At 69.3% G+C, this 10,429-nt stretch carries 10 protein-coding genes; 2 read left to right on the top strand and 8 right to left on the bottom strand.

What is annotated here, in order from left to right; all coding sequences use genetic code 11:
- Window position 1: 1 nt before the first annotated feature.
- From PGN16_RS15495 to PGN16_RS15460, 8 genes are all read right to left on the bottom strand, one after another.
- Window positions 2-1,372, bottom strand: a complete 1,371-nt coding sequence (locus PGN16_RS15495; protein WP_335310252.1) for a UDP-N-acetylmuramoyl-tripeptide--D-alanyl-D-alanine ligase — start codon at window positions 1,370-1,372, stop codon at window positions 2-4.
- The gene (locus PGN16_RS15490) at window positions 1,369-2,784 is read right to left on the bottom strand and encodes a UDP-N-acetylmuramoyl-L-alanyl-D-glutamate--2,6-diaminopimelate ligase (protein WP_335310251.1); all 1,416 of its coding nucleotides are present in this window, start codon (window positions 2,782-2,784) and stop codon (window positions 1,369-1,371) included. The genes PGN16_RS15495 and PGN16_RS15490 overlap by 4 nt, the downstream gene beginning before the upstream one ends.
- Before the next feature lie 10 nt (window positions 2,785-2,794).
- Window positions 2,795-4,510, bottom strand: coding sequence for a peptidoglycan D,D-transpeptidase FtsI family protein (locus PGN16_RS15485; protein ID WP_335310250.1), 1,716 nt, complete (start codon window positions 4,508-4,510; stop codon window positions 2,795-2,797).
- A 39-nt stretch (window positions 4,511-4,549) separates the two neighbouring features.
- Window positions 4,550-5,113 (bottom strand): hypothetical protein, encoded by a 564-nt coding sequence (locus PGN16_RS15480; protein WP_335310249.1) that lies wholly within the window; start codon window positions 5,111-5,113, stop codon window positions 4,550-4,552.
- Between the two features lie 2 nt (window positions 5,114-5,115).
- On the bottom strand, window positions 5,116-6,057 hold the full coding sequence (gene rsmH, locus PGN16_RS15475; protein WP_335310248.1) for a 16S rRNA (cytosine(1402)-N(4))-methyltransferase RsmH: 942 nt from the start codon (window positions 6,055-6,057) through the stop codon (window positions 5,116-5,118).
- The gene (locus tag PGN16_RS15470; RefSeq protein ID WP_028966908.1) at window positions 6,054-6,557 is read right to left on the bottom strand and encodes a division/cell wall cluster transcriptional repressor MraZ; all 504 of its coding nucleotides are present in this window, start codon (window positions 6,555-6,557) and stop codon (window positions 6,054-6,056) included. Before PGN16_RS15470 ends, rsmH begins: the two co-directional genes overlap by 4 nt.
- A gap of 422 nt (window positions 6,558-6,979) precedes the next feature.
- Complete coding sequence (locus PGN16_RS15465; protein ID WP_335310247.1) at window positions 6,980-7,342, bottom strand: hypothetical protein; 363 nt, start codon at window positions 7,340-7,342, stop codon at window positions 6,980-6,982.
- A gap of 39 nt (window positions 7,343-7,381) precedes the next feature.
- On the bottom strand, window positions 7,382-8,371 hold the full coding sequence (locus PGN16_RS15460; RefSeq protein WP_335310362.1) for a cysteine synthase A: 990 nt from the start codon (window positions 8,369-8,371) through the stop codon (window positions 7,382-7,384).
- A 136-nt stretch (window positions 8,372-8,507) separates the two neighbouring features.
- Here PGN16_RS15460 and PGN16_RS15455 point away from each other — a divergent pair, with 136 nt between their 5' ends.
- Entirely contained in the window at window positions 8,508-9,791 is a 1,284-nt protein-coding gene (locus PGN16_RS15455) for a Y-family DNA polymerase (protein WP_335310246.1), read from the top strand.
- A 71-nt stretch (window positions 9,792-9,862) separates the two neighbouring features.
- Window positions 9,863-10,249: a hypothetical protein gene (locus PGN16_RS15450; protein WP_335310245.1), complete on the top strand. Its 387-nt coding sequence runs from the start codon at window positions 9,863-9,865 to the stop codon at window positions 10,247-10,249.
- Window positions 10,250-10,429 lie beyond the last annotated feature (180 nt).

Here is a 10,429-nt window from a genome sequence, read left to right as displayed (position 1 = left end):
CTCAACTCATCCCGTTGGCAAGGCCGCTGACCAGTCGCGACAGGCCGACGCCGTTCGATCCCTTGACGAGCAGGGTATCGCCCGCCCGGATCAGCGTCCGCAAGCGCTCTAGCGCTTGGCCGGCATCGGGCACATGGACGAATTCGACCCGCCCCTCAAGCGCTGCGGCCAGCGGGCGCATCGCCTCGCCGACCAGCACGGCCGTTTCGACGCGCGCGGCGACGACCTCGTCGGCCAGCCCGGCATGGAAGTCCGCCGAGCCCTCGCCCAGCTCGCGCATCTCGCCGAGCACCGCGACGTGCCGCCCGCCCGCCTGCGCCAGCACCGCCAGCGTCGCGCGCATCGAGGCGGGGTTGGCGTTGTAGCTTTCGTCGATCACGGTCGCTTCGCCGTCGCCGACGCGCACCGTCAGCCGCGCGCCGCGTCCCGGCAACCCGCCCAGCTCGCCCAGCGCGAGCCCGGCCAGCGCCAGATCGGCCCCGACCGCATCCGCCACCGCCAGCACGGCGAGCGCGTTCGATACCCAATGCCGTCCCGGCTGCGCGATCGTGAAGCTCAGGTCGCGCCCGCCGACGCGCGCGCTGACGAACGTGCCACCACCGCGCACCACCATCGCATCGCTTGCGCACACATCGGCCTCGCGCGTGAGCCCGAACGTGACGATCCGGCCCGCATAGGGCTTCGCCGCCTCGATCAACCGGTCACGATGCGGGCTGTCGAACGGCACGATCGCGGTCCCGCCGGGCTCCAGACCGCGAAAAATCTCGCCCTTGGCGTCCGCAATCGCGCTTTCGTCGGGGAAGAATTCGGTATGCGCGGGTGCGATCGCGGTCACCAAGGCGACATGCGGGCGCACCAATGTGGTTAGATGCGCCAGCTCGCCGGGATGGTTCATCCCCATTTCCAGCACCGCGAAATCGGTGTCGGCCGGCATCCGCGCGAGGCTGAGCGGGACGCCGGTATGGTTGTTGTAGCTCTTGACCGAGCGATGCGCGCGCACGCCCGGCGCGCGGTCGAGCGCCGCGAACAGCGCCTCCTTGGTCGAGGTCTTGCCGACCGAACCGGTGACCCCGATCACCTTGCCCGCCACCCGCGCGCGCGCCGCGCGAGCAAGATCTTCGAGCGCCGTGAAGGTGTTATCGACCCGCACCGCAGGATGCGCGGTCGACTGCGACACGATCGCGCCGCCCGCGCCCTGCGCGAACGCCTGGTCGAGGAAGCGGTGGCCGTCGGTCGTCTCACCGGTCAGCGCAATGAACAGGTCGCGCTCACCGACCTCGCGCGAATCGAACGCGACCCCATCGACGACAAAGTCGGCGGCGGCGGTGCCGCCGGTGGCGGCGGCGATCTCGGCGGCGGTCCAGAGCGTCACGCCGCCACCTCGCGCGCGACCGTCACGTCGTCGAACGGCAGCACGAGGTCGCCGACGATCTGCCCCTGTTCGTGGCCCTTGCCCGCGATCAGCACGATGTCCCCGGCGCGCGCCTCTGCGACCGCCGCGGCGATCGCGGCGCGACGGTCGCCGATCTCGCGCGCACCGGGCGCGCCTTCGAGGACCGAGCGGCGGATCGCCGCCGGGTCCTCGGTACGGGGATTGTCGTCGGTGACGATCACCACCTCGGCGCTCGCCACCGCGACCTGTCCCATCGGCACGCGCTTGCCCGCGTCGCGGTCGCCGCCCGCACCGAAGACGAGGATCAGCCGCCCCTCGACATGCGGGCGCAGCGCGGCGCACGCCGCCTCGATCGCGTCGGGTGTGTGCGCATAGTCGACATAGACCGGCACCCCGCCCGCGGTGATCGCCGCCCGCTCCAACCGCCCGCGCACCGGCTGCAACCGCGCAAGGCCGGCAAGCGTCTGCGCGACATCGCCGCCGGTCGCGATCACCAGCCCGGCGGCGACCAGCGCGTTCGCGGCCTGATAGCCGCCGATCAGCGGCAGCGTGACGCGGTGGTCGACGCCGTCGGCGCGGATCGTCAGCCCCTGCCCAAGCAAGGTCGGCGCGCGCGCGACCAGCCGCAGGTCGTCGCCATGCTCGCCGACCGTGAAGACGCGATTGCCACGCTCGCGCGCGATATCGATCACGCGCTCCGAATTCGGATCGTCGACCCACACCACCGCGGTGCCGCCGTCCGCCAGCACCTGCGCGAACAGCCGCAGCTTGGCGGTGAAATAGGCCGCCATATCGCCATGATAGTCTAGGTGGTCGCGGCTGAGATTGGTGAAGGCCGCCGCACGCACCGGCAATCCCTCGGTGCGATACTGGCTGAGCCCGTGGCTCGACGCCTCGAACGCGACATGCGTGACGCCCTCGCGCGCCAGCCCGGCGACGTTCGACAGGAAGGTCACGACATCGGGGGTGGTCAAGCCGGTCACGACGCGCTCATCGGCGGTCGCAACCCCCAGCGTGCCGATCGACGCCGCATGATGCCCCGCCATGCGCCAGAGCTGCCGCGTCATCTCGACGGTCGAGGTTTTGCCGTTGGTGCCGGTGACCGCGACCGCCGTCTCCGGGAAGGGCGCGAAGAAGCGCGCCGCCAGCCGTGCGAAACATTCGCGTGGATTATAGTCGCGGATGTGGAGCGCGCCCTCGACCTGCGCCTGCGGTCGCGCGACGACCGCCACCGCACCCGCCTCGATCGCGGCGGGGATATAATCCTCGCCGTTCACCCGCGCGCCCTCGAACGCGCCGAAGATCGTGCCGGGCGCGACCTTGCGGTGATCGATCGCGAAACCGGTGACAGCCTGCTCGCCGCCGCCCTCGACCAGTTGCGACAGCTTCATGCCCGCGTCCTCACTGCCCACCGCTCTTCGGCGCGCGATCGGGGTCCTCCCACAAGGTGGGAACGATGTCCGACACGTCGATGTCGCGATTGTCGTCGGGGGTCACGCCCAGGATCGCGCCGACGCGCGCGATCGTGCGACCGACGACCGGAGCGGCGTTCCACGCGGCGGTCTTCCACCCGAAGGTCTCCTTGGTCCCCAGCGGCGAGTCGAGCATCGCGACCACCACATAGCGCGGCGCATCCATCGGAAAAGCCGCCGCGAAGGTCGCGACATTGCGCGACCGGTCGTAGCCGCCCGCCACCGCCGCCTCCGCGGTGCCGGTCTTGCCGCCGACCCGGTAGCCCGGCGCGTCGCCCTTGCGGCCGGTGCCGCGCAACACGATCAGCCGCAGCATCTGGCGCATCCGCGCGCTGGTCGCCTCGCTGATCACGCGCCGCCCTGCGACCTCATGGCCCGGCTGGACCTTGAGCAAGGTCGCCGGGCGCCACGTCCCGCCATTGACCAGCGCGGCATAGGCATTGGCGAGGTGCAGCGGCGTCACCGCGATGCCATGGCCATAAGCGGTGGTCATCGTCGTGGTGCGCGCCCAGAAGGTCGGCCACAGCGGGCGACCCTTCTCGCGGATCTCGATGTCCGGGCGGGTGTCGAAGCCCAGCTTCTTGAACATCGCCTGCATCCGCTCCGGCCCGACCTCGTCGGCGACGCGCGCGGTGGCGACGTTCGAGGAATAGATCAGCGTCTCCGCCATGTTCAGCCAGCGCTTGGGATCGCCGCGCTCGTCATGGATCGTGAATCGCCCGACCTGCAGCGGATGCGTGGCGTCGAAGCGCCGCTCCATCGAGGTGACGACGCCATTGTCGATCGCCGCCGCCATGGTGATCGGCTTGAAGGTCGAGCCCAGTTCGAACACGCTCTGCGTGGTGATGTTGCGGAGCTGCTCGCTGCCCGACATGCCGACGCGGTTCGGGTTGAAGGTCGGCAGCGACACCATCGCCACCACCTCGCCGGTGTGGACGTCGAGCACGATGCCGCCGCCACCGCGCGCGGAGAAGGTGGTCATCGCGCGGCCCAGCTCGCTCTCCATCGCGGCCTGCACGCGCGTGTCGATCGACAGCGTGACCGGCTGGTTGATGGTGGCCGGGTTGGTGAGCCGCTCATCAAGCGCGCGCTCGATCCCGCTCATCCCGTGGCCGCCGCTGATGAAGCCGAGCACATGCGCGCCGAGCGTCGATTGCGGGTACAGCCGCTGCGTCTCGCGCTCGAAGACGATGCCGGGCTCGCCGATCGCATTGACCGCCTCGACCAGCGCCGGGCTGGCGCGGCGGTTGAGATAGGTGAAGCTGACCGGGCGCGTGATCTGCGCATAGAACCACGCCTGATCGCCACGATCGGGCATCAGGTCGGCGAGCTTCTGCGCGATCTGCGAAGGGTCACCGAGCAGCTTCTTCGGGTGGACGCCGATCGTCCAGGCGTCGATCGTGCGCGCCAGCGGCGCGCCGTTGCGGTCGACGATATCGCCGCGCGGTGCGGCCAGCACCGGCGCGTTGCCGCGCTCGCCGCCTTCGGTCAGCCCGAGCATCGCCAACCGCCCGATCACGATCAGCACCGCCGCCGCGAACAGCAGCATCAGCATCATCAGGCGCAGGTGTTGCGTCGCCAGCAATTGCTGGCGCTGGTCGCCCGAGCGGCCGGCGCGAAGCGGTCGGGCGACCAGGGTGGTCACCGCAAGCGGCTCCGTTCGGCGCGCGCGCCGCTCAGCAGGTCACCGATCGTGTTGTCGCTGAGCAGCCCGCGATCGAGCATCGCGACCTTGGCGACCTTGACCGGCGCGGCGGCCGCGCGGGCAGCGACCTTGGTGACGGTGACCGGCGTCGCGGCGGCGACCTGCACCGCGGCGACCTTCACGACGGCGGGCGTGGTCGTGGCGCTGGCGGTGGCGACCGCGGGGATGACGGTGGCGACGGGCGCGGCGGGGGACGATCAGCTGCGCGGTCTGGATCTGCACGTCGCGGCCCGGCGCGGGCAGGCCCTGCACCGGCGACAGCGCCGCCAGCGCGCGCTCGTCGCGGACGAACTGCTGCGCGGTCGGCACCGTCAGCGCCAGCGTGTTGCCGTTCCAGCGCTCGAGCTGCGCGAGGTTGGCGCGCACGTCGAACTCGGTTTCCAGCGCGCGGATGTCGCGTTCGGCGCTCAGGATGCGGCGGTCGACCTGCTCCAGCCGCTTGCGCTCGGCCGCGACCTGCGACGACACGAGATAGAAGCCGATCGCCACGATCGCGCAGCCGGTCAGCCACCCGAGCCCCTTCAACCGATATATCGCCGCCATCGTTACGCCTCCAAACGCCAAGGTGCCGCCCCGGTACGCCGGGCAGTGCGAAGTGTGGCGGAGCGGGCGCGCGGGTTGGCGGCCAGCTCCGCTTCGCCCGCGCGGATCGCGCGGGCGGTGATCTCGAAGGTCGGTTCGCGCATTGGCGCGGTGACCGGCATGTGCCGCGACCCACCGGGGGCAGCGCCCGAGCGGTCGCGCAGGAAGCGCTTGACGATGCGATCCTCCAGCGAGTGGAAGGTGACGATCGCCAGCCGCCCGCCGGGCTTCAGCACGCGCTCGGCGGCCTCCAGCCCTTGCGTCAGCTCGTCCAGCTCGCCGTTGATATGGATGCGCACCGCCTGGAAGGCGCGTGTCGCCGGGTCCTTCTTGTCGTGCGGGCGATGGCCGAGCGCCTTGCGGACCACATTCGCGAATTGCGCGGTCGTGGTGAGCGGGCGCGCCGCGACCACCGCGCGCGCGATCCGCCGCGATTTGGGCTCCTCGCCATAGCGATAGAGCACGTCGGCGATCTGCTCTTCCTCGGCTTCGTTCAGGAAGTCGGCGGCCGACATGCCTTCCTGACTCATCCGCATGTCGAGCGGACCGTCCGACTGGAACGAGAACCCACGCTCCGCCTGATCGAGCTGCATCGACGACACGCCGATGTCCATCGTCACGCCATCGACCGGCACCGCGTCGCGCGCCGCCAGTTCCGATTCGAGCGCGGAGAAGGTGGCGGGGACGAGCGTCAGCGCCGCGTCTTCCTCCAGCGCGCGGCCGTTGGCGATCGCATCCGGGTCGCGATCGAACGCGATCACCGTCGCGCCGGTGGCGAGGATCGCGCGGGTGTAACCGCCGGCACCGAAGGTCGCATCAACGTGGCGCTCGCCGGGGGCAGGGGCGAGCGCGGCGACGACTTCGTCGAGCAGGACGGGGATGTGCGGGGCGGCGGCGCTGCTCATGACAGGGGTATCCCCTTGTCCTCGCAGGTGAATTCCACATACTCCTTGAGGAAGGGGTCGATCCCCGGGGTCTCGATCAGCACGTTGGGTGCCCAGATCGTGATCCAGTTGAACGCGCCGAGGAAGACCGCCGCCCCCTGAATGCGGGCGTAGCGGCGCTCGAACGTCGGCATGATGAAGCGGCCCGAGCCGTCGAACGGCAGGGGCTCGGCGCCGCCGGCGCGGTCGAGGATGTTATAGTCGGTGCGCCCGCTGGTCGCGAATTGCGCGGCGTCGAGCGCCTCCAGCTTCGCCTTCCAGAACGGCACGAAGCCGGGATCATAGGCGATCAGGCAGCGATGTTCGGGGTGCGGGGCGATGATGACGGTGCCGCCATCCTTGCCGTCCTCGCGCGGGGCGTTCTTGGCGAGCGTTGCGCGCAAGGTGTTCGGAATCGCGACCCGGCCCTTGTCGTCGACAAGACCAAGCCCCTTTCCCTGATAATCCACCCTGTCGACCACGCCCACCTCGCACCCGGAGCGCACAACCATCCTGCCCGGCGCACAGCCCTCGCCGCGCGCCGACGTTGCCGTCAGCAAACAACAGTGGTTCTGCCCCCAATGTCGTCGAGCTTACGTATCAGGGTTAAAACGGGATGAGAAGGGATATTCGGGGAAATCCGGGGATCAGCCCCGCGATTGCCGGAATATGGCCGAAAACCACGGCGGAGCGTGCGCGCGTGCCGATGCCAAAACGGCCCCGAGACACCCGCCTGACCCGGGTTTTTCCGTGTTCGGGCACCTCTTCCCCGGATTTCCCCGGCGAATCCCCGCGGCCGTGCGGCGCGCACGGCATGGAATTGGCGACCGCCGGGACATGGGAACGGGCAAGTTGATTCGAATCGGCTTAAGGATCGCCGCGGACACGGGCCGCGGCGTGCCGATCACAACATGCCGTTGGTCGACGACGCGTCGGACGTGGGCTGCGCGGGGGCCTGCGGTTGCGGCTCGACGGTAGAGGGGGTCGGCGCGGCGCCGGGCGTCACGCCCATTTCGGCGAGCGGCTCGTTGGTGGGCGCCGCCGTGGGGGCGGAGGCAGGCGCGCTCATGTTGGCGACCAGTTCCGGTTGGGCGGCACCCGTCACGCTGACGGGTTGCTGCTGATTGACCGAAGAAAAGATCGCGCTCGCCAGCCCGATCAACAGCACGACCGCCGCCAGACCGATCATGCCGACGCGCACGCGCTGCCGGGTCTGTTCCGCCTGTTGCCGTTCGACGGCGGCTTTATCTTTGAGAGGAGCCTTCATCGGTCGCGCATTTCTAACCGATCGTCGCGCGAGTGTCGATCAATTCGTTAACGCCGCTCCGCGCACCAGCCCCTTCGATGCCAGCCACGCCGGATCGTAGAGCGTCGAGAGATAACGAAAGCCGGTGTCGCACAGGATCGTCGCGATTCGCTTGCCCGGCCCGAGCTGCCGCGCCAGCCGCACCGCACCCGCAACATTGATCCCCGACGACAGGCCCAGGCACAGCCCTTCCTCGCGCAGCAGCCGATCGGTCCAGTCCAGCCCCTCCTGATCGGGGATACGGAATTGCGCGTCGACCGGGGCGCCCTCAAGATTGGCGGTGATCCGCCCCTGCCCGATCCCTTCGGCGACCGACGAACCCTCGGCGCGCAGCTCGCCGCACGCATAATATTCGTAGAGCGCCGCGCCGTGCGGGTCGCTGAGCGCGATGCACACGTCGGGATCGTGCGCCTTCAACCCCAGCCCGACGCCCGCGAACGTGCCGCCGGTGCCGACCGCGCAGGTGAAGCCGTCGATCCGACCGTCCATCTGCGTCCAGATCTCCTCGGCGGTACCGACGATGTGCGCGCGGCGGTTGGCGATGTTGTCGAACTGGTTGGCCCAGATCGCGCCCGGCGTCTCCTCCGCGATCCGGCGCGATGTGTGGACGAAATGCGCCGAAGACGAATATGGCGCGGCCGGAACCGTCACCAGCTCGGCACCGAGCGCGCGCAACGTGTCCATTTTCTCCTTGGATTGGGTATCGGGCATCACGATGATGGTCCGATAGCCCTTCGCATTGGCGACCAGCGCCAACCCGATCCCGGTATTGCCCGCCGTTCCCTCGACGATCGTGCCACCGGGGGCCAGCACGCCGCGCTCCTCGGCATCGTTGACGATGAACAAGGCGGCGCGATCCTTCACGCTCGCACCCGGATTGGCGAATTCACATTTCCCGAAGATGTCGCAGCCGGTCGCCTCGCTCGGCCCCTTCAGACGGACGAGCGGCGTGTTGCCGATCAGAGCCAGCGTGTCGGTAGTGGTATGCATGACCGCGTAGATGCGGGCGGGCCGGTCGATGCGCAAGCGATTGAAACTATCGGCCACCCACTCCCGCCTTCGCGCCGCTCGCCAATTACCCCACGATCTGCCATGTTCCTGATATGTTTCAGCCATCGAGTCGCCGATGCCCGACCTGCCACCCCGTCCGCTGCGCTGGCTGTTCCTCGACCTGAACAGCTATTTTGCGAGCGTCGAGCAGCAGTTGCAGCCCAGCCTGCGCGGGCGGCCGATCATCGTCGCGCCGGTCGGCACCGACACGACCGTCGCGATCGCCGCGTCGGTGGAGGCCAAGCGCTTCGGCATCTCGACGGGCACGCCGGTATGGGAGGCGAAGCAACGCTGCCGCGAACTGGTCGTCACGCCCGCACGGCACGAGCGCTACGTCGAATTCCACCATGCGATCATCGCCGAGATCGAGCGGCATATTCCGGTGACGAAGGTCTGTTCGATCGACGAAGTCGCGTGCCGGCTGCTCGACAACGAGAACGACCGCACGCACGCCGAGGCGCTGGCGATTCGGATCAAGCGCGGCATCCGCGAGAAGGTCGGCGGGTGCCTGACCTCATCGGTCGGGATCGCGCCCAACCGGTTGCTCGCCAAGCTCGCGTCCGACCTGCACAAGCCCGACGGGCTGGTGGTGTTCGAGGCCGCCGATCTGCCGCACGCCCTCTACCGCCTGTCACTGCGCGACATCAGCGGGATCGGCGCGAAGATGGAGCGGCGGCTGGCGCGCGACGGCATCAACGACATCGAGCAATTGCTCGCGCGCCGCCCGCGCGACGCCGGCCATGCCTGGGGCGGCACCAACGGCGACCGGCTCTGGTATCTGCTCCACGGCGTCGATCTGGCCGAGAAGGCGACGCAAAGCCGCACGATCGGTCACAGCCACGTCCTGTCACCCGGCAAACGCGGCTATGGCGCGGTGCGGCTGACCGCGCGGCGGCTGGCGCTGAAGGCGGCCAGCCGGTTGCGCCGCAAGGCGTATCGCGCGCGGCTGCTGGTGCTCCACGCACGGTTCGAGGACGACAAGAGCGTGTGGCGCACTTCCGCGAAGCTGCCAGCGACACAGGACAGTTTCGCGGTGCTCTCGGTGCTCGACACCTTGCTTCCGCGGCTGCGGGCGCAGGAAGTGGTGCACCGCAGCGGATGCCGGATGATCGGGGTGACGCTGGCCGAAATCGAGCCGGTCACCGCCGAGCAACATTCGCTGTTCGCGCATCTGCCTGCCGACGATCCGCTGGCGCGCGAGACGCGCGGATTGGCGCTCAGCCGCGCGATGGACCGGATCAACGAGCGATTCGGCCGCCATGCCGTGTCGGTCGGGGCGATGCATGGCGGGCGGCTGGACCGGGTGGGCACGAAGATTGCGTTCGGACGCATTCCGGACATGGACGAATTCCACGAATGACCCCCGCGCTGATGCACCGCAACAAACCGTGACTTGACGGAGTAAACTGCATCGGCGAAGCGGCGCTTACTATGCAGAAGCTCCTCCCCCTCTCGGTGGCCGCCGCCCTGCTGGCGCTGTCGGCTTGCAATTCCGAACCGTCCTCGCCGCAGGTGCTGGACAGCAACCCCGATCCGATGGCCTCGACGCTCGCCAATGCGGCGCCGGTCGAGCTGCCGCCCGCGATCAAGGCCGACAAGACCATGCGCTGCAAGGATCAGAGCCTGGCCTATGTCACCTTCTTCGATGGCGACAAGCAGGCGGTGGTCCGCACCGAAAAGGGCGGCACCCCCACCATGCTGAAGGCCGAAAAGGCCGGCGACCCGCTGACCGCCGAGGGCGGCTGGAAGATGACCGGCACCACCAGCGAGGTGAAGCTGACCCGTCCGGGCAAGCCCGAGCTGGTCTGCCACTCGTAAGGGTCATCCACTTACTTCCTCTTGTCGTCCCGGGCTCGGCCCGGGACCCCGGATCAAGCCCGCGGTGACGGTTCGGCGTCGAGCTACGGCCGAACGACACTTCACCGTGCAGTACCTGACCCACGGTGGCGCGCCGTGAACCTCATCTGCATCATCTTCCTTGCCCTGTGTCCGGCCGGA

It is taken from the genome of Sphingomonas phyllosphaerae, assembly GCF_036946485.1.
Taxonomy (GTDB): domain Bacteria; phylum Pseudomonadota; class Alphaproteobacteria; order Sphingomonadales; family Sphingomonadaceae; genus Sphingomonas; species Sphingomonas phyllosphaerae_E.
Note: the sequence above shows the minus strand (reverse complement) of the source record. Positions and strands in the feature narration are given on the sequence as shown.

Coding starts and splice junctions, on each gene's coding strand:
- PGN16_RS15460 (WP_335310362.1), bottom strand. CDS start 8,371: ATGCATACCACTACCGACACGCTGGCTCTGATCGGCAACACGCCGCTC.
- PGN16_RS15450 (WP_335310245.1), top strand. CDS start 9,863: ATGCAGAAGCTCCTCCCCCTCTCGGTGGCCGCCGCCCTGCTGGCGCTG.
- PGN16_RS15480 (WP_335310249.1), bottom strand. CDS start 5,113: ATGGCGGCGATATATCGGTTGAAGGGGCTCGGGTGGCTGACCGGCTGC.
- PGN16_RS15455 (WP_335310246.1), top strand. CDS start 8,508: ATGCCCGACCTGCCACCCCGTCCGCTGCGCTGGCTGTTCCTCGACCTG.
- PGN16_RS15465 (WP_335310247.1), bottom strand. CDS start 7,342: ATGAAGGCTCCTCTCAAAGATAAAGCCGCCGTCGAACGGCAACAGGCG.
- PGN16_RS15490 (WP_335310251.1), bottom strand. CDS start 2,784: ATGAAGCTGTCGCAACTGGTCGAGGGCGGCGGCGAGCAGGCTGTCACC.
- rsmH (WP_335310248.1), bottom strand. CDS start 6,057: ATGAGCAGCGCCGCCGCCCCGCACATCCCCGTCCTGCTCGACGAAGTC.